The sequence below is a fragment of the Gluconacetobacter sacchari genome, assembly GCF_014174255.1.
In the GTDB taxonomy this organism is placed as follows: Bacteria; Pseudomonadota; Alphaproteobacteria; order Acetobacterales; family Acetobacteraceae; genus Gluconacetobacter; species Gluconacetobacter sacchari.
The window spans coordinates 238,244-259,907 of the sequence record NZ_JABEQJ010000001.1 but is presented as its reverse complement, the minus strand read 5'-3'; the positions used below and the strand labels follow the sequence as shown (position 1 = coordinate 259,907).

Genomic DNA, 21,664 nt, shown 5'->3' with positions numbered 1-21,664 from the left:
CGCAGATGCGTCGCGAACTCATCGACGATCTAGACGAGGAGTTCGAGCTTTCCCTGGAAGAAGAGGCCATCGGGGGACGGCTCGACGCATCCGACCGTGCGTTCCGCCGTGTCTATTTTCGCGAATTGATCCGCCTTCAAGGCGAATTGATCAAGTTGCAGGATTGGGTGAAGGCGACCGGCCACCGCCTGGTCGTGATTTTTGAGGGGCGGGACGCCGCCGGCAAGGGCGGCGCGATCAAGCGGATTACCCAGCGGCTGAATCCACGGCTGTGCCGCATCGCCGCCCTGCCGGCGCCCAACGACCGCGAGCGCACCCAATGGTATTTCCAGCGCTACGTAGCCCATTTGCCGGCAGCGGGCGAAATCGTCCTGTTCGACCGCAGTTGGTACAACCGCGCCGGCGTTGAACGTGTCATGGGGTTCTGCACCGAGGAAGAATACGAGGAATTCTTTCGTTCGGTGCCCGAGTTCGAACGGATGCTTGTCCGCAGCGGCATCCAGATCGTCAAGTTCTGGTTCTCGATCACCGATGACGAGCAGGAAGCCCGCTTCCGCGCGCGGATCGACGACCCGTTGAAGCAGTGGAAGCTCAGCCCGATGGACCTGGAAAGCCGCCGCCGTTGGGAAGAGTATACCCGTACGAAGGAAACGATGCTCGAACGGTCGAGTATCGACGAGGCACCATGGTGGGTGGTACAAGCAGTTGACAAGAAGCGCGCGCGCCTGAACTGCATTGCCCACCTGCTCTCGCTTGTGCCCTATGGACCGGTGCCGAAGCCGGACGTGGTGCTCCCCGAACGGGTCTATCATCCCGACTACGAACGGCAGCAAACGCCGGAAGCCATGATGGTCCCGGCGCGCTACTGACGCGCTCCGTGATGATGGCTTTCCGCAGTGCCCGTCTTCCTGCGTCCTTTCAGGATGCAGGACAGGGTCTTGAGACCAACGGGTTTTGGAGAGAAGCTTATGGCCCATAACATGGTGTTCCCCGCATAATGGGGGGAGGAGGATGCTTTCCAGAAATAGGAAAAAGCAGGGAGGTAAGAATGAAAACGATTTCCGTTATCTGAATATTAAATTCAAGATAATTGTAATGGAATACCACCTTTCGGTAGCTCTCAGACATATATAAGAGATGATTAATCATGAAAAATAATAATATTTCTGAATTTAAATCGAGGCAAGATTTCATCGAAATGAGCGAGGATGATTTTCGTTCTATTCGCTCCGTTCAAGCTCTCATTGATCGAGAGCTTCCGAACGCGCTTGATAAATTCTATGATCAGGTTCGCCGGACACCGAAAGCACGCGGCTTCTTTTCTTCCGAAACGCAGATCGAGCACGCGAAGCAGGCGCAGCAGGCGCATTGGCAACGGATTTCCGGCGCCCGGTTCGATGGCGAGTATGTTGAGAAAGTCCGCGAGATTGGTTCGGTCCATGCCCGCATCGGACTGGATCCGAGCCTGTATATCGACGGCTATGGGATCCTTCTCAGCCACCTCGTTCATTCCGTCATCGACGACATCCTGTCTGGCGGCGGTTTTCTGTCTCGGATCTCGCCACGGATTGCACGCAATCTAGGGGACGTGATTGGCAGCCTCTGCAAGGCCGTGCTGTTGGAGATCGGCCTGACCGTGTCGTCCTATATGGACGACATCAACGAGGCACGCCTTGCGATGCAGGCGGAACAGGATCACCGCGCGCGAGAGGATCGCGAGGCGATCGAAATCATCGGCAGTGCCTTGACGGCGCTGGCCAATGGCGACCTGACATATCGCATCGAAGACGACCGGATCCCGGAGCGCCTGGATGTTCTGAAACAGCATTTCAATCAGACCGCCGAGACGTTGGAACTCAGTTTGGGCAAGATCGCATTGAATGCGGAAGATATCGTGTCCACCGCCGACGGCATTCGTCAAGGGGCTGAAAACCTGTCCCGCCGTAGCGAACAGCAGGCGGCGACGCAGGAGGAAATGTCGGCGGCTCTGAGCCAGATCACGCAGCGGGTTGCGAAGACTGCGGAGGAAACGCGGAAGGCCAACGAGATGGTTAATATGACGCGCGGCGACGCCGAGCATGCTGGCGGTGTCGTCCAGGGCACGATCGAGGCGATTTCGGCGATCGAGACATCCTCTCGCGAAATCGCGGGTATTATCGGAATTATCAACGACATCGCGTTGCAGACCAATATTCTGGCCCTGAATGCGGGTGTCGAGGCTGCTCGGGCGGGGACTGTCGGCCGCGGTTTTGCCGTGGTAGCCAGCGAGGTCCGTGCCCTGGCGCAGCGTTCGGCCGACGCCGGGCGCGAAATCTCCGCTTTGATCAACCTGTCGGGCGGACAGGTGAAGTCCGGCGTGGCCCTGGTGCATGAGGCCGGAGATGCGTTGCGGCGCATCATGTCGCAGGTGCAGCAAATCAATGATGTCGTGTCGACCATTTCGGCGTCGACACAGCAACAGTCCGCCAGCATCAGCCAGTTGAATAGTGCCATGGGCGGCTTGGAGCAGGCGACCCAGAAAAATGCCGCCGTCGCGGAAGAAAGCGCCTCGGCGGTGCGCAACCTGGTGGCGACATCCGATGAACTGACACAGATGGTCACCGGGTTTACCTTGTCTACAAGGGATGTCCGCCGTTCCAGGTTCCAGCGGGAAAAGCCCAGGCTGGCCCTGATCCGGACAGAGTGAGCGGACCGGCGACAGATCGCGGATATCCCTGCCGGCCGCGAAAGCGAGACGACAGAACCAGGCGGTCAGTCGAGTGGTCGGTCCACCATCGTCCGATGCAGGAAAAGGCCGATCTCGTTCGCCATTACGGGCTGGAAGCCGGCACGGTCAAATCCCGGAGGATCTTGCGACGGTGGAAAATCCGAGCGGATCATATCGGGGGGGAGGGGACGGGGCTGAGGAATGAGAAATGCCCTGCGTTGGGCACGCATCGATAATCGACCAGGGCCGGGTCTCGCACGTCCTGCAACACAATGTCGGCCAGCGCCGACGGGGTGATATGATCCTCGGCTGCCATACGCATCAGGATTGGGCAGTTGATCGCCGCCATTGCCATGGGACAGCACAACCAGCGGGCGGTCGTGCCCCGCCACGACTCCTTCAGCGACGGCCAGGTGATAGGCGCCGAATTGGCGTGGGCGCGGCATGCCGGTGGCGGGGTAGAGAACCGCCAATTCTAGCTTCGCGTCCTGCACTGCGTCATGGATCGTCAGGCCACGATAACCGACTACATGTGGCACCGGTTCCTGTTGGTGAACGTGGTTCTGTTCCATTCCTGACCCTTTCCGCCCTTGTCGGGGTCGTTTCGTCCGCTCGGTGCCACCATGTCGATATAGGGGAGCGCCAGTGACGGGTGCATCGCGTGCGTGCCCATTCGGAATGGCGTCATCCATTCCATTCGACTTCGAAACGTATGGCACGCTAGCCTGATGTGCGTGCCGTGTGGATAGGCTTGCCCATCTAGGTAAATAGTTTATTGAAAATAATAATATATCCACTTTCTTGCCTACGTCGGTGAGAGGCTGTCCGTTCTTTTGTCGTTTGTCAGGAAACACATGTTGTCTGCCATTTCCGCTGTTTCGTCGAGATCGATGCGGTCTTCGTCCTTTGTTGTTGTGGTCGCGATCGAATTGTGGGAGCGGTTCGGGTATTACGGCATGCAGGCGGTGCTGCTGCTGTTCATGGTGCGGCAACTTGGGATGGCGGATGCGCAGGCCAACCTGTTGATGGGGGCTTTTTCCGCCTTGGCCTATGCTCTGCCGGTGGTCGGCGGCTGGGTGGGTGACAGGGTGCTGGGGTCGCGCCGGGCGATGCTGCTTGGGGCCACATGCATGATGTGCGGCTATGCCGTGCTGGCGGTGGCGACGGTCCATATCGAGTTGATGACGCTGGCGATGGCGTTGGTCGCGATTGGAAACGGGTTTTTCAAACCTAATGCCGCCAATCTCGTTCGTCGGATCTATGACGGCGATGATGCGGCGCTCGACGCCGCGTTTACGCTCTATTACATGGCCATCAATGTCGGGTCGACGGCGTCGACGCTGCTGACGCCATGGCTACAGGATCGTTTCGGACCGGCGGTGTCGTTCGCCGCGTGTTCCGCAGGGCTGCTGTTTGGCCTCTGCGCCTATACCGTCCGGCGCAGCAGGCTGCGTCATATCGGCTCGGCACCCGATTTCGCGCCGCTGGCGGCTGGACCGCTGGTCTTCCTGCTGCTGGGGACCGTGGGGGCGATCGGGACCGTGCATCTGGTGCTGGACCGCCCGGCGGTGGCGCGGGTTTGCGTGTGGCTGGCGGCGCTGTCGGTCCTGGCCCTGTGGGCGGTGATCTATCGTCGCGCTGCACCGGCGCAGCGGCCGGGGTTGCGGATGGCCTATATGCTGTCGATCCAGGGTATGCTGTATTTTGTGTTCTATCAGCAGACCGTGACATCGCTGACCCTGTTCGCGCTGCGCGCGGTGTGCGGCGACGTCACGCTGGACGGGGCGACGCTGTTTCACATGTCGGCCGGCCAGTTTCAGGCGCTGAACCCGATCTGGATCATGCTGGCAAGTCCGGTGCTGGCTCTTGTCTATCGGCGTCTTGCCCGGCGGGGAGGCGACCTGCCGATCGCACGGAAATTCGTCGTGGGCTTCAGCCTGGTGACCGTCGCCTTCGTGATCTGGTGGCTGGGGGCGCTGGCGGGCGGCATGGGGCGGATATCGCCCTGGATTATGATCGGCGCCTATGGCGCCCTCTCGGTGGGTGAGTTGCTGGTCGGTGGATTGGGCATGGCGGTGATCGCACGCTATGTACCCGCCGCGATGGGTGGATTCATGATGGGCTCGTACCTGCTGTCGATGGGGGTGGCGATGTATATCGGCAGCATGGTCGCCAATCTGGCCGCTGCCAAATCGTCGCAGCAGGCGCTCGGGGCAGGGGCCTATGCCGGCCTGTTCCTGGTTCTGAGTATTGCCGCCGGCACGATCACCGTCCTGTTCGCCATATTGCTGCCGCTGACGCGGCGGTGGGATCGCCAGCATATGCTGGCGGGGGTGTGACCCATGGGCCGGTTTCGTGCCGTCCTACCGCCAGAGGGCTGCGAGGAGCGGGACCAGCAGGGCGGTCAGCAGACCGTTCAGGCCGATGCCCAATGCCGCGAAGGCAGCCCCGATCTCGTCGATCGCGGCGACCTGGGCCGCCGCGATGCCGCTGCCGGCGACGCCGGCGGCCAAGCCGTGGGCGCGCCAATCGTCGATCTGGAAGCGAGCGAGCATATGCCGGCCAATGATTGCCGCCAGGATGCCCCCGAGGATCGCCAGTGATGCGGTCAGAGCGGGCACGCCGCCGATCTGGTGGGAAACCGCCATGGCGATCGGGGTGGTGACGGCCTTCGGTGCCATGGACAGCGCAACGCTGCGCGAACCGCCCAGCAGCCAGACGATGCCGACGCCGCTGATGACAGATGTCAGCGAACCGGCCAGCAGGGCGAGACCGATGCTGGAGATATGGCGGCGGACCAGCGCGAAATTTTCGGCAAGAGGCACGGCCAGGGCCACCGTGACCGGGCCGAGCAGGAAATGGATGAACTGCGCGCCCGCGAAATAGGTGTCATAGGACGTGCCCGTGCTCACCATGATCGTCCCCACGATCAGGATTGCGATCAGGACCGGGCTGGCAAAGGGGGATCCTCCGCAGGCTCTCTGCATCCAGCGGCCACCGGCATAGGCGGCCAGTGTCACGACCAGCCAGAGTAGCGGCGTGGTGGAGAGTGGCGTCCACAGGTGGCGGATCGTGGCGCTCATGATGCGTCTCCCTGGTGGTCGGGGCTGCTCGTGTGGGGCGTGCGCAGCGTCCAGTGCATCACGAGGGCGGTCACGAGCAGGCTGAGGATCGTGGATCCGGCTACCGCCACGACGATCGGCAGCCATTCCCGGCGGATTACCCCGGCCTCGGCGACGATTCCGACGCCCGCAGGCACGAACAGCAGGCCCATGTTGGCGATCAGCCCTTCGGCCGTCGGCTTTAGCAGCGGCGGCGCCCTGTCATTGCCGGTTCTGTTGGCTCGGATGCCGAGGATCACGGCCAGCAGGAACATGCCGATGACCGGGCCGGGGATGGGGAACTGAAATGCGTTGCGCAGCAACTCGCCCACAAGCTGGCATCCGACAAGAATGAGCATCGCCGACGGCATCATGGTCTCCACTGATACAGGTTCCTCCGGAGGAGCCGATCCGGATGGGATAACAACATGATCGTGAAAACGCGACAGCGGAGGCCACCGCATGCATGCTCCGGCATCTTACGGAACCGGTATTACCATAATCTCGATTTCGGGCTTGGGGCTGCCACTGATCTGGACGATGGCGCGCCCGGCGGGAAGTGGAAAATCGACCATCTTGCCGATGCCGCTACAGGCGGGTCCGCGCCCGTGGTGGGTGGAGCCTATGGAGGCGCCGTCACGCACGACGTCCAGCCACGCGCGGGCATCGAGCATTATCCGATAGGTACCTGCCCTGGGTGCGTTGAAGACCATCATGCCGCCCGAACTGACCGTGCCGCCCCGATCGTCAGGACGTAGCGCGTAGCTGACGTCCGGCGTCGGCCGCAGCGCCGCGAGTACGGCCTGGCCTGGCAGGAGGATGGCATGATCGAGTGCGGAAACGGTGTCGGCGGCTGCGAGGTGGGTCGGGGATGCCCATCCATGCAGGTCATCGGGCAGGATCGGCTTGTCCGGCGCACAGTTTGCCTGCGGTGTGTCCGCCAGTGCTGGGGCGGAGACCGTGATTCCAGCCAGCAGGGCGGCCAGAGACAGGATGACGAATGGATTCGCGGTTGCCATGGTGCCTTTCCGCATTGGGATGCGTGACCGGATTCTATACGGAAGTGGCTGAAAGCAGAAATGAACACCTGTCGGCCGCCGGTTGATGGGTGCCGCTGCCGCGTGCCCGCGATCGGCCGTGCGCACTGAGTCAAGCATGAATCGTCATCAAGCTGTGAATTGTTTTGTCTGATGGACTCGTGCGAACCTGTGACGAAATCACGAATATCGGGTCATGTTGCGCTTGACTGCACAAAAATGGCCGAGAACCGGCATTTTTTCGACAGAGGCGTGTAGTGCAAATCGGATGGTTATGCACAGATTCCGTGGGTACCCTTCTGGATAACTCTGTGGATTGCTTGTCTGGGAACAGGTCCGATCGGGACGAAACACGCTTTTCGTGGTTTGTTCCGCCATGGCGTGCCCGATCCATCGGGTCGACTGGCTGTGAATGATTTGCCGATTCGGACAGTCATAAAACTGACATGGAATCAAGACCCTTTTCATCTGCGGGATGAAATCATGCTGAAAATGGCTGAAAACAGCCATTCCCACGATTCGATCCCGCTCCTGTTCCGGTGATGATTATCCACAGATTCCGGGGATACCCCTCTGGATAACTCTGTGGGCGGTTGCCGGTGAGGCTTGAATCCGAGGGACCTTGTCCTGTTCTTCCCGGTTTGTTCTCCAGGATTTCAGTCGTCTCGCGCGGCAGGAGACAGGGCGTGCGGAAAAGCCGCAGGATTGAAGAAACCAAGCAGAATGCCGCCGAGTGCGATGGCGACGGCGAGCGGGGTGAGCACGCCGAAGCCCATATGCGTCAGTACCTGGCCGCCGGCGGCTGAACCCAGCAGGATGCCGACATTGCTGGCGGCATTGATCGCAGCCCCGGCCACGTCGGGGCGGGTCGCGCGTGCGCGGATCGCACCGGACATGACGAAGGGGATGATGGCCGAATAGCCGATGCACCATAATCCGACGGCACCTACGGCCGCCCAGCCGGACAGGATGTGCCCGTTCATCAGCCCCATGCCGATCAGCATGGCGAGGCCGCCGCCCAGCAGGCCGGTGCCGGGGTTGCGGTCGACAAACTGTCCCGCGCCCCACAGGCCCAGTATGCTGAAGGCGCCCGTCAGCAGCAGGGCGATGCTCAGTGTTCCGGCGGTCAGCCCGTGGTCGAGCAACAGCGGGGTGACATAAGTGTACAACAGGTTGTGCGCGAAGAAGAACACCGCATCGACCGCCACCACGACCAGGAAGATCCGCATGATCCTGCGGGAGGCCACGCCGGGCAGGTGGGTACGGATATCCGGCGGGGATGAGACCGGCGGCAGGAAAAACGCGATGCACAGCGTGAGCGCCAGGGCGAGCGCGGTGACGATGAACATTGCGACCCGCCAGCCCGCAAGGTGCCCCACGGCCGCGGTCCCCGGAACGCCCAGGATCGCGCCCAGCGAGGTGCCGCCATAGACAAACGAGATCGCCCGTCCGGTCATGCTCTGTGGCACCAGGCGCGCCGCATAGGCCGAAACGATCGACATCAGCAGGGCATGGGCCAGCCCTCCGACCAGTCGGCCGACGCACAGCAGCAGGAAGGTGGGGGCAGCCGCCATGACCAGGTTGGACAGCACGTAGCCGGAGAGCGAGACGAGCATCAGCCGTTTGCGATCGATGTGTGCTGTCATGATCGTCAGCGGTACGGCCCCGATCGCAACCATCAGGGCAAAGGCGCTGACGGCCAGTCCCGCCTGGCCTTCCGGGATATGGAAGGTGCGGGCCATGTCGATCAGGATACCGACGGGCGCGACTTCGCTGGTCAGTGCCGTGAAGGTACAGGCAAAGAGCGCCCAGAGACCGATGACGGCATCAGTCGGGAGAGTTTTGAAAAACATGTCGACCTGTTGCGAAGACGGCAATGCGAACCGGCGCCGAGTCCTTGAGACCGTTCTGGCATTCCCTCCATCAGAACGGAATAGACAGTTTGGGCATGGCTGGAACTCGTCCGGCGGTCTTCAGCAGCCAGGCGCGAAAGGTCTGAAGGGGGCCGTATCCCCCGTGATTCTGAGGATAGGCGAGGTAGTAGGCGCCGTCACTGTGGAGAGTCCGGCCCGGCAGTTCGACCAGGCGGCCGCTCTCCAGCAGGTCGGATACCAGGAAGCGCGGCAGCAGGGCGACGCCGGCCCCGGCCGCCGCGGCCTGCGCGATGAAGGTGAACTGATCGCACAGCATGCCGTGGACCTTCTGCGCCTCCAGCCCCTGGGCGGCGAACCATCTCTCCCACGCGTCGGGGCGCGAGACCAGGTGCAGGAGCGGTGCCTCCAGCAGGTCGGCCGGCGTGCGGAATGCGTGGCGGGCCAGCAGCGCCGGGCTACAGGTGGCGACGATCTGTTCGGACATCAGGAAATCCATGTCCGCGCCCGTCCATTCGGCCGCGCCGAAATGGATCGCGGCGTGAAGGGTATCGCCCGAAAAATCGAAGGGTAACGGGCGGGACATCAGGTTGATCGTGATGTCGGGGTGTTCGCCCATGAAATCCGGCAGGCGGGGGGCCAGCCAGTGGGCACCGAAGGTCGGCAATACGCCCAGATTGACGGTACCGCCGGTTGGATTGGCGCGAAAACCCAGGGTGGCGGTAGCGATATGGCGCAGGGCGTCGCGGATTTCGCGGGCATAGGCCGCGCCCGCCAGCGTCAGCCGTACCGTCTGCCGGTCGCGGACGAACAGCTCGGCGCCCAGTTGCTGTTCCAGCGCCCGGATGTGCCGGCTGATCGCGCTCTGGGTCAGGTGCAGTTCCCGTGCCGCGGCGGTGAAGCTTTGCAGGCGGGCTGCCGCCTCGAACGAATGCAGCAGCAGGGTGGGGGGCAGGAAACGTCGCGGGGTCGCCATGTCAGCCGTGGATGCGAAGGAGGAATGGCGCGGCGACGGGTCATTCCGGATCCGCATGATGTCAGTTTCCTTTATCGTTTGAAAGGCGTGATGGTGTTGAGAATGATGGGGCCCGGCGGGGTGGCGGCGTGGCGTGAGGACGACCGGAATGATCAGCGCGGACGAAGTCCGGACCCGTTTCGCACGGGCGATGTCGGAGATGTATCGTCAGGAGGTGCCGCAATATGGCGCGTTGACGGACCTGGTCGGGCGGGTGAACGCCCGGGTGCTGCATGACGACCCGGTTCTGAAGGCACGACTGGAGGCCGCGGGCGGGCTGGAGCGGCTGAATATCGAGCGGCATGGGGCGATCCGGCTGGGCACGGCGGCGGAACTGGCCACCATGCGGCGGCTGTTCGCCGTGATGGGCATGGCGCCGGTCGGGTATTACGATCTGTCGGTCGCGGGCATTCCGGTGCATTCCACGGCGTTCCGGCCGATCGACGAGGCGGCACTGGATCGTAATCCGTTCCGGGTCTTTACCTCGCTGCTGCGGCTGGAACTGATCGCGGATACCGCCCTGCGTGTCGAGGCCGAGCGCATTCTGGCGGCGCGGCGGATTTTTACGCCCGGCGTGCTGGACCTGATCGGGCGGTGGGAGGCCGATGGCGGCCTGACGGCGGCGCAGGCGGATCTGTTCGTGCGCGAGGCGCTGGAGACGTTCCGCTGGCATCGCGCGGCAACGGTCGACGCCGCGACCTATCGCAGCCTGCATGACGCGCATCGGCTGATCGCGGATGTGGTGTGCTTCAAGGGACCGCATATCAATCATCTGACGCCCCGCACGCTGGATATCGACGCCGCGCAGGCCGAGATGCCGTCTTGCGGCATGCGGGCCAAGGATGTGATCGAGGGGCCGCCCCGCCGTGCCTGCCCGATCCTGCTGCGCCAGACCAGTTTCGCGGCGCTGGAGGAACAGATCGTCTTTCGAGGGGACGACGACGAGGGCGCGGCGGGATGCCATACCGCCCGTTTCGGCGAGATCGAGCAGCGCGGCATGGCCCTGACCCCGAAAGGGCGGGCGCTCTATGACCGCCTGCTGGGCGTGGCGCGCGAGGGCGGGCCGGATGAGGGGCCGTATGGCGCGCGGCTGGAGCGCGCCTTCACACAGTTTCCCGACACCGAGGACGATTTGCGCGCGGGTGAACTGGCCTATTTCCGCTACGACCTGGCGGGTGCGGCATCGCTGCCGCCGGGCCTGTCGGCGGATGCGCCGATCGGGGACCTGGTGCGCCGTGGCGTGGTGATGGCGACCCCGATCACGTACGAGGATTTCCTGCCGGTCAGCGCGGCGGGGATTTTTCGGTCCAATCTGGGTGGCGGGGCCGGGGCGGATTATGCCGCCCATGCGGATCGCGCGGGGTTCGAGGCGGCCCTGGGGGCGGAGGTTCTGGACGAATGCGCGCTGTACGAGGCGCTTCAGGCCCGGTCGATCGCCGCGACCCGGCAAAGCCTGGGGGAAGGACACAGGGTACTGCGATGAAGAACGATCCGCGCAGTCATGGATTATGGGAGTTGTCCGCCCCGCCGGCCCCCGTCACGCCGGCGCTGGTCGGGGACATCGATGCCGACGTCGTGATCGTCGGGGCGGGCTATACCGGCCTGTCGGCCGCGCTGCATCTGGCCTCGGCCGGGGTTTCGGCCGTGGTGCTGGAAGCCGTGGAGATCGGGTTCGGCGGGTCCGGCCGCAATGTCGGGCTGGTCAACGCCGGTCTGTGGGTCATGCCGCAGGATGTCATTGCCGGGCTGGGGCCGGTGCATGGTCCGCGCATCCTCCGGCTGCTGGGCGACGCGCCGTCCGTGGTGTTCGATCTGGTCGCCCGCCATGGCATTGCGTGCGAGGCCGAGCCGGCCGGCACGCTGCATTGCGGCGTCGGCAAGGCGGGACTGGCCAGCCTGAAGGAGCGCGAGTGCCAGTGGCGGCATCTGGGCGCGCCGGTCCGGCTGCTGGACCCGGCCGAGACCGCTGAAAAGATCGGCAGCGGCGCGTATGCCGGCGCCCTGCTGGACGCGCGGGCGGGCACGATCCAGCCGCTGGCCTATGCGCGCGGGCTGGCGGCCGCGGCGCTGGCGGCCGGGGCGCGGATTTGCACCGCAAGCCCGGTTGTTTCCGCCCGGCGGGAAGGCGGGCGCTGGCGGCTGCGGACCGGGGCCGGCAGCGTGCGCGCCGCGAAGGTGATCGTGGCGACCAATGCCTATACGACCGCCCATGGTGATGCCCTGTGGCCGGAGGTTCGGGCGGAGTTGATCCATCTGCCCTATTTCAACATCGCCACCGTCCCGCTGGATGCGGCGCAGGTGCGGTCCGTGCTGCCGGGCAGGCAGGGGGCGTGGGATACCAGGGAGGTGCTGACCTCCTTCCGGCTGGACCGGGCCGGGCGGCTGGTGATCGGCAGCGTGGGGGCCCTGCGGGGGGCGGGCGGGCCGGTGCATCGGCAATGGGCGGCGCGCGCGCTGGCGCGGATCTATCCCCAGCTTGCCGGGATCGGGTTCGAGAGTGAATGGTTCGGCAGCATCGGCATGACGGTTGACGACCTGCCCCGCCTGCATCGTCTGGCGGATAATGTCGTATCCATGAGCGGCTATAACGGGCGCGGCATCGCGCCGGGCACCGTGTTCGGCCGCATGCTGGCCGATTTTGCGCGCGGTGTGATATCCGAGGCCGAATTGGCGATGCCGGTGACCGACGCGGTGCCGGCGCGGGCCCGGCGGGCGCGCGAGGCGATGTACGAATATGGCTCGGCCGCCGTGCATCTGCTGACGGCGCGGCTGTAGGGATGTGCCACGCATGAAGCGAGAAAGCGGAGAGACGATGACAAACCTGATAGCTTCCGAGGCGCACGACCTGCTGGTGCGCCTGGGCGTGCCGGCGGCGCGGTTCACGGGGGGGACGCTGGCCGTCCGTTCGCCGGTGACCGGCGAGGAGATCGCGCGGGTGGTCGAGACCGGTGCCGACGAGGCGCGGCGCACGATCGGCGAGGCGGCCGAGGCCTTCAAGGCATGGCGGCGCGTCCCCGCGCCGCGCCGTGGTGAACTGGTACGCCTGCTGGGCGAGGAATTGCGGGCCGGCAAGGACGCGCTGGGCCGGCTGGTGACGCTGGAAGTGGGCAAGGTGGTGTCCGAGGGCCTGGGCGAGGTCCAGGAAATGATCGATATCTGCGACTTCGCGGTGGGGCTGTCGCGCCAGCTTTACGGCCTGACGATCCCGTCGGAGCGGCCCGATCACCGGTTGACGGAACAGTGGCATCCGGCGGGCGTGGTCGGCGTGATCTCGGCCTTCAATTTCCCCGTGGCGGTGTGGTCGTGGAATGCGGCGCTGGCCTTCGTCTGCGGCGACCCGGTGGTGTGGAAGCCGTCGGAGAAGACGCCGCTGACCGCGCTGGCGGTGCAGGCGCTACTGGATCGCGCGGTGGCCCGCTTTGGCGACGACGCGCCGGCGCATCTCGGCACGCTGCTGATCGGCGGGCGGGAGATCGGCGAACTGCTGGTGGACGACCCGCGCGTGCCGGTCGTCTCGGCCACGGGATCGACGCGCATGGGGCGCGTCGTAGGCGAACGCGTGGCGCGGCGTTTCGGCAAGTCGATCCTGGAACTGGGCGGCAACAATGCCTCGATCGTCACGCCCTCGGCCGATCTGGAACTGACGTTGCGCGCCGTGGCCTTCGGCGCGATGGGGACCGCCGGGCAGCGCTGCACGACCCTGCGCCGCCTGATCGTGCATGAAAGCGTCTATGACGCGCTGGTGCCGCGCCTGGCCCAGATCTACCGCTCTATTTCGGTCGGCAGCCCGATCGATAGCGACGCGCTGGTCGGGCCGCTGATCGACGGGGCGGCGTTCGAGGCGATGCAGGCCAGCCTGCGCGACGCGGCGGCGCATGGTGGCGTGGTGCATGGCGGCGGCCGGGTCGATGTGAACGGGGCCGGGTCGTTCTATGCCCGCCCCGCGCTGGTGGAAATGCCGGCCCAGGTGGGGCCGGTGCGCCAGGAGACGTTCGCGCCGATCCTGTATGTGTTGAAATACACCGATCTGGACGAGGCGATCGCGTTGCAGAACGACGTGCCGCAGGGCCTGTCCTCGTCCATCTTCGGCAACGATCTGCGCGAGATCGAGCAGTTCCTGTCGGGTGCGGGCTCGGATTGCGGCATTGCGAACGTCAATATGGGCCCATCGGGGGCCGAGATCGGCGGTGCTTTCGGCGGCGAGAAGGAAACCGGCGGCGGGCGTGAATCCGGCTCGGATGCCTGGCGGGCCTATATGCGGCGGCAGACCAATGCGATCAATTACGGCCGTACCCTGCCGCTGGCGCAGGGGGTGCGGTTCGATATCGGCTGAGCGGGCCGGGCGTCAGCGCGGCCAGTGCCTGGCGGGTGGCCTCGGTCAGCGGCGCGGGGAGTGCCGTGAGCGGGAACCAGCCCCAGTCGGCGAGAGCGTCGGGTTCCTGGATCGCGGGTGCGCCGTCGCGGATGGCGGCCAGGAAGACCGGAGCGACCCAGTGCGTGGAGCGGGCGCGGTCGATCTGGTCGACCACGCAGAGCAGGCGCGTGAGCGTGATGGCGATGCCCAGTTCCTCGGCGATTTCGCGGATCGTGGCGTCCGCTACCGTCTCGTACGGGTCGAGCTTGCCGCCGGGAAGGCCCCAGTGGTCGGCCTCGGGGTTCCGCCGGCGCAGGACGAGCAGCAACCTGTCCGCGTGCAGGATCGCGGCGCCGCATCCGACGCGGGGTAGGAGGGGGGTATCGGAGCGGGGCGAGGGAGAAGGCGGGGGGGAACTGGCAGGCATCGAGATCGGTCCGGAGGCGTGGCTGGCGGGGTAAATGAGCGTAAAATTGGAAATGATCCATTTCCATCATTTTTATCATTTCCTCCAGGTGTCTCGGTTATGTCTGGATGGGGCAGAACGGTCCTGTCCGGCCATTCTGCGTGATTCGTCCCGATTCTGGAGTTCGTCCACATGACGCGTAGCGCCTGTTCGCTTTTCACGATCCTTGCCATCGCCGCCAGCCTGCCCGCCGCCGCTCAGACGGCGACCAGCCCGGCGCAGGTCCAGCCGGGCCATTATGCGGTCGAGCCCGGCCATACGCAGGTCGGCTTCTCGGTCCTGCATTTCGGCTTTACCCATTATGCCGGTGTGTTCTCATCCGTGTCCGGCACGCTGGAATTGAATGCGAAGACGCCCGCGGCCTCTCGCCTGTCGGTGACGATCCCTGTCGGCTCGGTGCAGACCACCAGCGACGTGCTGAATGGCGAACTGAAGAGCGCCGACTGGTTCGATGCCGGAAAATTCCCGAATGCCACCTTCGTCTCGACCCGCGTGACGCCGACCGGCGGGAGCGACGCCGTCGTTGCCGGTACCCTGACGATCCGTGGCGTGAGCAAGCCCGAGACCCTGATGGTGCATTTCATCGGCGCGGGCGTGAACCCGATCGACAAGAAATACACCGTCGGATTCGAGGCCACGGGCACCATCCGGCGCAGTGACTTCGGCGTGAACAAATATGTTCCCTATGTCAGCGACGATGTCGGCCTGCGTATCGCCGGTGCGTTCGAGAAGCAGGATTGACGGGCGTCGCGTCGTTTGTTGTCGACATATCCGGCCGGCTTCGCGCAGTTTTTCGCGATACGCGTTGTCGGTGGCGCTTCTTTCCGGGTGTGTCGGCAGATTGAAGCAAAGGGCTGCGACGTTTGTGCCGCGAAACGGCACAGTGACACAGGCTTGACGGGCCGTGGAAGAGCGTTCGATATCGTCGTGGCTCCATCCCGGCCACAGAATGGTGCCATCCGGAAAAGGGGTATCGGGCATGCGGCGTGGCGATAGGGATGGCATCGTGTCGGAAGCGGCTACGCTTCTGGCCGAAATCCAGTCTGACGTGGAGCGGCTGAATGTGCGCGCGCAATCCGTCCCGCAGATGCCCGATGCCCTGCGCCAGGGCATTGCCGCCCTGGCCGACAAGATCGATGCGCTTTGTGATTTGAGCCGACGATAGCAGGGGTGGCCAGGTGGCTCATTTTGCCTCCGCCGCGCAGGCGTCTTTTGCCAGCGCGAGTTGCTGGTCGGGTGACACGTCGATATCCGCGCTGCCCGTGCCGATGAAGACGGGCATCGGCAGTTTCAGCGTCGCGTATTTCATGACGGCCCCCGAGACTTCGTTCGGCGAGGTTCCGTCCACTCCGTTGGTCGAACGATACAGAATGGCGTAGGCCTTTCCCTGATCGGGAATGCCGTTCGCCTGGGGCAGGGCTTCGACGTGGAGCATTTCGCCGGCTGGGCGACGGAGATCATGCAGCGCCAGCCGGGTATCGTCACAAGGCCATATATGCTCGAAGGTCTTGAAAAAAGGACATTGGCCAAATTCGTTCTCGACGTCATGCTGGATGTTTCAATCGGAAAGCTTAAGATCAGATAAAAGTTTTTTGGTTCCTTTTTTTCAAAGGAGAACGCTCTTCCCGTGAGCGGATGCTATATGGCCGGAATGGATAACGAAGATCTTCCCGAAACGGTCGCGCGCTGTCGCTGGGCGCGGACGGACCCGTTGCTGCGTGCCTATCACGACGAGGAGTGGGGGGTGCCGATCCGCGACGGCCGGATGTTGTGGGAGATGCTGTGCCTGGAGGGGTTTCAGGCCGGACTGTCCTGGCTGGTCGTGCTGCGCCGCCGCGAGGGCTTGCGCCGGGCGTTCGCGGAGTTCGACCCCGAGCGGGTCGCGCGTTTCGGGGCGGCGGATGTGGAGCGGCTGATGGCGGATGCGGGGATTATCCGGGCGCGCGCCAAGATCGAGGCGACGATCGGCAATGCGCGGGCCTATCTGGCCATGCAGGCGCGGGGCGAGGATTTCGCGGCCTTCGCCTGGGGCATGGTGCCCGATGCGCCCGTGCGGAACAGGACCGGCGCGGTGCTGGCGCGCTCGCCGCTGTCTGAGGCGATGGCGAAGGCGTTGAAGGCGCGGGGGTTCCGGTTTGTCGGGCCGGTGATCGTGTATGCCTGGATGCAGGCCGTGGGGATGATCGACGATCATGACCCCGGGTGCTTTCGCCATGGCGTGGCCGATGCGCGGGGTGGGGCGCTGGAGTGTTGAAGCTGGTGGTCCCGTCAGAATTTTTCGTGAAGTGGCATCGGCTTGCGTGTCAGGCCAGCGGGGCGGTCTGGAACAGCGTCACGCGCAGGCCGCCATGTGGGATCGGTGCGGCGGGGGGGAGGAACGGCAGGCCGGTGGCGTGGGCCAGGGTGGGTTCGGTGGTGACGAGGCCGACGCGCCAGCCGGTGAAATGGGCGGCCAGGGTTCGCCCGAGCGCGCGGTAGAGCGGGACCAGCGCCGCCCGGTCGCCGATCCGGGTGCCGTAGGGCGGGTTGACGATCACCAGTCCTGGCTGGTCGCAGGGGGGGCGGATGTCGCTGATCGGCGTCTGTTGGAAGCTGGTATAGGCGGTGACACCCGCGCGCTCGGCGTTCGCGCGGCTCATGGCGATGGCGCCGGCGTCGCGGTCGCTGCCGTAATAATGGGCCGTGGGGGCGCGCGTGCTCCGGGTCTCGCGCAGTTTCCGCCAGGTGGCCTCGTCGAAATTGGCCAGCAGTTCGAACGCGAAGTGGCGCGAGCGGCCGGGGTTGAGCCGGGCCGCGATCTCGGCCGCCTCGATGACGAAGGTGCCCGAGCCGCACATCGGGTCGAAGACCGGCTCGTTGCCGGCATAGCCGCATTGCAGCAGGAACAGCGACGCCATGGTCTCGCGCATCGGCGCGCGGTTGACGGCCTGCTTGTGGCCGCGCCGGTGCAGCAGGTCGCCCGAGCTGTCGATGCTGATGGTGCAGAGATCGTGGTCGATGCGGGCCCGGACGACGATCGCGGCGTCGGGCGCGCAGGGGGCGCGGACGGTCCTGCGGATCGCCTTTTCGATCCGCTCGGCGGCGGCGCCGGCGTGGTAGATGCGCGAGCCGGTGCAGGAGGCCTCGACCCGGAAGGCGATGTCGGGGCGCAGGACCGTCGCCCAGGGCACGAGTCGCGCGCGGTGGTCGAGCTGGGCGAGATGGGTGACGCGGAAGGCGTCGATCCGCGCCAGGACGCGGTTGGCGCCCCGGACCCACAGATTGGCGCGGTAGACCTCCGGCCAGCCGCCCCGGATGACGACGCCGCCGGGAACGGCCTGGGGCTGCCTGAAGCCTTTCAGCCGGATTTCACCATATAGCGCGGCTTCCTGGCCCGGCGCGGTGGCGAGGAAAATCTCGAAATCCCGGTCCTGCATCATGCGGCCTGCATGACAGGAAGCTGGCGCGGCGGCAACACACGCGTGGACGGAGCGCCGGCGGGGCCGTGGAACGCGGGATTTCATTGTCCGTTCCGCCCTTTGATCGCCATAACGGGAGCGCACGGACAGTCGGATGGATGCATGCCGCAAGACGTAAACAGCCTTTCCGACACGGGCTATCAGGCCCTCGACCTGATCGCGGACATGGTCTGCGTGGGCGGACGCGACGGGTCTGTCGCGTATTTCAACCGGGCGTGGCGGGATTATGGGCCGGGGTTCGCCGCGCCGCGATGGATGGACTGGATCGCCCCCGCCGAGCGGCCGCGGGTCGCGCTTGAGGTGCGGAATGCGGTCGGGTCGGGGGAGCGGTTCGAGACCGACCTGCCGCTTGTGCATCCGGCCGGCGGCGCGCGCTGGTTTCTGCTGCGGGTGCGGCCGCTGACGCTGCCGGACGGGGCGGCGGCTGCGCCGCGCTGGCTGCTGAGCCTGACGGATATCGATGCCAGGAAGCGGCGCGAGCTGGACCTGCTGCGCGATACCAGGATCCAGGCGGAGATGCTCAATGCCAGTATCGATTGCATCAAGCTCGTGCGGCCCGACGGGACCCTGTCGCATTTGAACAAGGCCGGTTGCGCCGCGCTGAACGTCGCCGAGGACGGCGGATTCGGCATGGAATGGCTGGGGCTGCTGCCCCGGGAGGCGCATCAGGCAGGATGGCGGGCGCTCCAGAAGGCGCGGCGGGGAGAGAATGCGCGTTTCCTCGGCGTGAGCCAGGTGCCGGGCCAGGATCCGCGCTACTGGGACAATATGCTGACGCCGCTGAAGAATGGCGGGGAGCAGGTCGAGGCCATTCTGTGCGTGTCGCGCGACGTGACCGCGCAGCGGGCGAGCGAGCGCCGGATCGCGGCGCTGCTGCATGAGGTGACGCATCGGTCGAAGAACATGCTTGCCATCGTCCTGGCGTTGATCCGGCGCACCGTGCCGGACGCGCAGGCGCCCTTCGTCGCGATCCTGGGCCAGCGCATCGCGGCGATCGCGCGCAACCAGGACCTGCTGATCAACGGGCAGTGGTCGGGCATCACGGTCGAGACGCTGCTGGCCTCGCAGACCGCGGTGATGGGCGACGTGAACCGGGCGCGCCTGCTGCTGCACGGGGCGGCGGGGCTGCGGCTGCTGCCGGAAACGGCGGAACGGGTCGGGCTCGCGATCCATGAACTGACGACCAACGCCATCAAATACGGCGCGCTGTCGAACGATGGCGGGACGGTGGCGATCGACTGGGGGGTCGAGGCGCGGCGCGCGGGCGATGTGTTTCGCCTGGTCTGGCGGGAGAGTGGCGGGCCCCCGGTGCGGGAACCCGCCGCCCAGGGGTTCGGCACCGCCGTGATCGAACGCAATCCGCGGGCTCTTCCGGGCGCGTCGGTCGTCTATCGCTACGAGCCGGATGGCGTGACGTGGATGTTCGAGGCCCCGGTATCCAGCGTCGTGGACGATGTGGCGTCGAGACGGGGGGCGGTATCGGACGTGGCGCGCATGGACTGAAGCGACGGAATGTTTTATGCTTTGCGGAATATTGTCGGGCTGCGGGGAAACCATTCACTGCGAGGGAACGATTGAGGGGAAACCGTTGAACAGGCAGGCGGCGGTCGCCAAGGCGCCGCGGATCGTGGATGCGAAGGTGCAGTCCGAGGGGTTCCGGGCGAACCGGGCGGCGCGGCGCAACGTGCTGGTCGAGGATTATGTCGAGCTGATCGCCGACCTGCTCGGCGAGGGGATGGAAGCCCGGCAGGTCGATATCGCGGCGCGGCTGGGCGTGTCCCAGCCCACGGTGGCGAAGATGCTGGCCCGGCTGGCCAATGAGGGGCTGGTCACGCAGAAACCCTATCGCGGGGTGTTCCTGACCCCTGCCGGCGATGCGCTGGCGGCGGATGCGCGCCGGCGGCACGGCATCGTCGAAGCCTTTCTGGCCGCGCTGGGGATCAGCGCCGACAATGTCCGGATCGATGCCGAAGGGATCGAGCATTATGCCGGCGAGGAGACGCTCGCCGCCTTCGAGCGCGCGCTGAATGCCGGGTTGCAGGCCTTCATGATGGCCGATCGCGCGAAACGGGGTGGGTAGATGCTGCTGCGCGAGGGGGACGCCCGGACGTTCGTCATGGACCGCCGGCTGGGCTGTTCGCTGGCGGCGGTCGCCGGTGCGGTCAACGCGGCGGGCTTTCTGGCGGTCGGCTATTATTCGGCCAACATGACGGGCAACCTGTCCAGCCTGTCCATGGGCCTGCGCGCGGCCGACCTGCCGCTGGCGTTGTCCTGCCTGGGGCTGATAGGCGCCTTCGTCTCGGGCGCGGTGCTGTCGGCCTGGCTGGTCAATGCCGGGCGGCATCGCCGGCGCCGGGCCATCTATGCCTATGGTATCCTGCTGGAGGCGGCGCTGCTGGGGGGGCTGGGGGCGTCGGACCTGCTGTTGTGGGCCGGGGTGCGCGGGCTGGTGCTGGCCTATGGGCTGAGTTTCCTGATGGGATTGCAGAATGCGACCGTCACGCGCATTTCCGGCGCGCGGGTGCGGACGACGCACATGACCGGCATGCTGACCGATTTCGGGATCGAACTCGCGGACTGGCTGGAGGCGGTGCGCCGGCCGGGCGATCCGGCCCGTATTGCGCAGGTGCGCCAGCGCCTGGCACTGCATGGCGGGATCGTCCTGTCCTTCGCCTGCGGCGGGGCGGCGGGGGCCATGGCCTATGGCTGGTGGCGGGCGGGCGCGTTGCTGGGACTGGCGCCGGTCCTGGCCTGGCTGGCGCTGCCGGGCGCGCTGGCCGATGCCCGGGACCGGATGGCGGGGCGGGCGCCGCGCGGGCCGGTTGCCTGAGATGCCCGCCGCCTTCATCCCGGCCGACCACGACGTGCTGGCCCATTATATCAGCGATCATGGCGATATCTGGATCAGCGAGGATATCCGCACCGAAAGCCGCGTCTACTGGCAGGGGCGGTTCTGCCAGAGCGAGAGCGATGCCGACGGGGTGAGCTATGCGCCCTATGTCCATGCGCTGTTCGGCTTCCTGTTGCAGACGCCGGCGGGGACCCGGCCCGACGAGCCGGTGCTGGTGATCGGCTGTGGTGGCGGGTCGCTGGCCACGATGCTGGACCGGGCGGAGCGGGCGGTCGAACTGGTCGACGTGAATCCGCTGGCCTTTCCCATCGCCCGCCAGCATTTCGGCCTGCCCCCCTGGATTCCGTGCCATCTGACGGATGGGGCGGCTTTTCTGCGCGGATTGCCCGCCACCCGGCGGTTCGGCGCCATCGTCGTCGATGCGTTTCACGGCGATGTCGTGCCCGGCCATCTGCTGGAGGCGCGATTCCTGGCCGATGCCGCCTGGCGGCTGGCGGAGAACGGGTTTCTCGCGATGAACCTGTTCGAGCCGCCCGAACGGCCGGACCTGGCCGCGCGGACCCTGGCCATCGCCGGGCGCGCGGTGGCGCCGGGGGGCGATGCGCGCCTGTTCGAGGAGACCGAGGGGCGGGAGGGCAATATCCTGCTGCTGGCGGGCGCCGTGGCCGGCCTGACCGATCCCGACTTCCTGCTGCCGCCCCGGACCATGATCGCCGAGACGCGCCGGTCGCTGGAGAGGATGCGCTTTCGGTTGATCGACGGGGTGGGGTGAAGCCGGAGCGCGTCGGGCGTGGCGCAAGGCCA

General features: G+C 65.7%; 22 protein-coding genes. 14 read left to right on the top strand and 8 right to left on the bottom strand.

What is annotated here, in order from left to right:
* The first annotated feature begins 5 nt into the window (after positions 1 to 5).
* The 4 genes from ppk2 (at position 6) to HLH48_RS01205 (ending at position 5,046) form a co-directional block, all read left to right on the top strand.
* Complete coding sequence (gene ppk2 / locus HLH48_RS01220; protein WP_373320214.1) at positions 6 to 869, top strand: polyphosphate kinase 2; 864 nt, start codon at positions 6 to 8, stop codon at positions 867 to 869.
* Positions 870 to 1,147: 278 nt separating this feature from the next.
* Positions 1,148 to 2,686: a globin-coupled sensor protein gene (locus HLH48_RS01215; protein WP_182995665.1), complete on the top strand. Its 1,539-nt coding sequence runs from the start codon at positions 1,148 to 1,150 to the stop codon at positions 2,684 to 2,686.
* 356 nt (positions 2,687 to 3,042) lie between these two features.
* A complete protein-coding gene (locus tag HLH48_RS01210; protein WP_182995664.1) occupies positions 3,043 to 3,186 on the top strand; it encodes a hypothetical protein in 144 nt (47 codons plus the stop codon).
* A gap of 411 nt (positions 3,187 to 3,597) precedes the next feature.
* Positions 3,598 to 5,046, top strand: a complete 1,449-nt coding sequence (locus HLH48_RS01205; RefSeq protein ID WP_373320213.1) for a peptide MFS transporter — start codon at positions 3,598 to 3,600, stop codon at positions 5,044 to 5,046.
* Between the two features lie 24 nt (positions 5,047 to 5,070).
* On the opposite strand, the gene HLH48_RS01200 is transcribed toward HLH48_RS01205, so the two are convergent.
* The 5 genes from HLH48_RS01200 to HLH48_RS01180 form a co-directional block, all read right to left on the bottom strand.
* Entirely contained in the window at positions 5,071 to 5,790 is a 720-nt protein-coding gene (locus HLH48_RS01200; protein WP_182995662.1) for an LrgB family protein, read from the bottom strand.
* The gene (locus HLH48_RS01195; RefSeq protein WP_182995779.1) at positions 5,787 to 6,182 is read right to left on the bottom strand and encodes a CidA/LrgA family protein; all 396 of its coding nucleotides are present in this window, start codon (positions 6,180 to 6,182) and stop codon (positions 5,787 to 5,789) included. The genes HLH48_RS01200 and HLH48_RS01195 overlap by 4 nt, the downstream gene beginning before the upstream one ends.
* A 105-nt stretch (positions 6,183 to 6,287) precedes the next feature.
* Positions 6,288 to 6,827 carry a hypothetical protein gene (locus tag HLH48_RS01190; RefSeq protein ID WP_182995661.1) on the bottom strand — a complete coding sequence of 180 codons (540 nt, stop codon included), beginning with the start codon at positions 6,825 to 6,827 and terminating at the stop codon, positions 6,288 to 6,290.
* Between the two features lie 674 nt (positions 6,828 to 7,501).
* Positions 7,502 to 8,698: an MFS transporter gene (locus tag HLH48_RS01185; RefSeq protein WP_182995660.1), complete on the bottom strand. Its 1,197-nt coding sequence runs from the start codon at positions 8,696 to 8,698 to the stop codon at positions 7,502 to 7,504.
* A gap of 70 nt (positions 8,699 to 8,768) precedes the next feature.
* Positions 8,769 to 9,749 carry a LysR family transcriptional regulator gene (locus HLH48_RS01180; protein WP_246386630.1) on the bottom strand — a complete coding sequence of 327 codons (981 nt, stop codon included), beginning with the start codon at positions 9,747 to 9,749 and terminating at the stop codon, positions 8,769 to 8,771.
* 91 nt (positions 9,750 to 9,840) lie between these two features.
* Between HLH48_RS01180 and hglS the strand changes: the two genes are divergently transcribed.
* Genes hglS through amaB form a run of 3 tightly spaced genes read left to right on the top strand, consistent with a single transcriptional unit; the run spans position 9,841 to position 14,064 of the window.
* On the top strand, positions 9,841 to 11,214 hold the full coding sequence (gene hglS, locus HLH48_RS01175; protein ID WP_182995659.1) for a 2-oxoadipate dioxygenase/decarboxylase HglS: 1,374 nt from the start codon (positions 9,841 to 9,843) through the stop codon (positions 11,212 to 11,214).
* Positions 11,211 to 12,506: an NAD(P)/FAD-dependent oxidoreductase gene (locus HLH48_RS01170; protein WP_182995658.1), complete on the top strand. Its 1,296-nt coding sequence runs from the start codon at positions 11,211 to 11,213 to the stop codon at positions 12,504 to 12,506. The genes hglS and HLH48_RS01170 overlap by 4 nt, the downstream gene beginning before the upstream one ends.
* Positions 12,507 to 12,543: 37 nt before the next feature.
* The gene (gene amaB / locus HLH48_RS01165) at positions 12,544 to 14,064 is read left to right on the top strand and encodes an L-piperidine-6-carboxylate dehydrogenase (protein WP_182995657.1); all 1,521 of its coding nucleotides are present in this window, start codon (positions 12,544 to 12,546) and stop codon (positions 14,062 to 14,064) included.
* Here the strand turns inward: amaB and HLH48_RS01160 are convergent.
* Positions 14,009 to 14,512: an NUDIX domain-containing protein gene (locus HLH48_RS01160; RefSeq protein WP_182995656.1), complete on the bottom strand. Its 504-nt coding sequence runs from the start codon at positions 14,510 to 14,512 to the stop codon at positions 14,009 to 14,011. The two genes, amaB and HLH48_RS01160, sit on opposite strands and share 56 nt — an antisense overlap.
* Positions 14,513 to 14,683: 171 nt before the next feature.
* Between HLH48_RS01160 and HLH48_RS01155 the strand changes: the two genes are divergently transcribed.
* Positions 14,684 to 15,292 (top strand): YceI family protein, encoded by a 609-nt coding sequence (locus HLH48_RS01155; RefSeq protein WP_182995655.1) that lies wholly within the window; start codon positions 14,684 to 14,686, stop codon positions 15,290 to 15,292.
* Positions 15,293 to 15,557: 265 nt separating this feature from the next.
* Positions 15,558 to 15,716 (top strand): hypothetical protein, encoded by a 159-nt coding sequence (locus HLH48_RS01150; protein ID WP_182995654.1) that lies wholly within the window; start codon positions 15,558 to 15,560, stop codon positions 15,714 to 15,716.
* 18 nt (positions 15,717 to 15,734) lie between these two features.
* Here the strand turns inward: HLH48_RS01150 and HLH48_RS01145 are convergent, their stop codons facing one another.
* On the bottom strand, positions 15,735 to 15,986 hold the full coding sequence (locus HLH48_RS01145; protein WP_182995653.1) for a hypothetical protein: 252 nt from the start codon (positions 15,984 to 15,986) through the stop codon (positions 15,735 to 15,737).
* Between the two features lie 216 nt (positions 15,987 to 16,202).
* On the opposite strand from HLH48_RS01145, the gene HLH48_RS01140 reads away from it, so the two are divergent.
* Positions 16,203 to 16,805, top strand: a complete 603-nt coding sequence (locus HLH48_RS01140; RefSeq protein WP_182995777.1) for a DNA-3-methyladenine glycosylase I — start codon at positions 16,203 to 16,205, stop codon at positions 16,803 to 16,805.
* Between the two features lie 49 nt (positions 16,806 to 16,854).
* Here HLH48_RS01140 and HLH48_RS01135 read toward each other — a convergent pair whose 3' ends face one another.
* Positions 16,855 to 17,970, bottom strand: a complete 1,116-nt coding sequence (locus tag HLH48_RS01135; RefSeq protein WP_182995652.1) for a THUMP domain-containing class I SAM-dependent RNA methyltransferase — start codon at positions 17,968 to 17,970, stop codon at positions 16,855 to 16,857.
* A 141-nt stretch (positions 17,971 to 18,111) separates the two neighbouring features.
* Between HLH48_RS01135 and HLH48_RS01130 the strand changes: the two genes are divergently transcribed.
* The 4 genes from HLH48_RS01130 to HLH48_RS01115 all read left to right on the top strand — a co-directional run bounded on the left by HLH48_RS01130 (position 18,112) and on the right by HLH48_RS01115 (position 21,632).
* Positions 18,112 to 19,512: a sensor histidine kinase gene (locus HLH48_RS01130; RefSeq protein ID WP_182995651.1), complete on the top strand. Its 1,401-nt coding sequence runs from the start codon at positions 18,112 to 18,114 to the stop codon at positions 19,510 to 19,512.
* 85 nt (positions 19,513 to 19,597) lie between these two features.
* Positions 19,598 to 20,089 (top strand): manganese-binding transcriptional regulator MntR, encoded by a 492-nt coding sequence (gene mntR, locus HLH48_RS01125; RefSeq protein ID WP_246386627.1) that lies wholly within the window; start codon positions 19,598 to 19,600, stop codon positions 20,087 to 20,089.
* Positions 20,090 to 20,839 (top strand): YoaK family protein, encoded by a 750-nt coding sequence (locus HLH48_RS01120; protein ID WP_182995649.1) that lies wholly within the window; start codon positions 20,090 to 20,092, stop codon positions 20,837 to 20,839.
* Position 20,840: 1 nt separating this feature from the next.
* The gene (locus tag HLH48_RS01115) at positions 20,841 to 21,632 is read left to right on the top strand and encodes a spermidine synthase (RefSeq protein WP_182995648.1); all 792 of its coding nucleotides are present in this window, start codon (positions 20,841 to 20,843) and stop codon (positions 21,630 to 21,632) included.
* Positions 21,633 to 21,664: the final 32 nt, after the last annotated feature.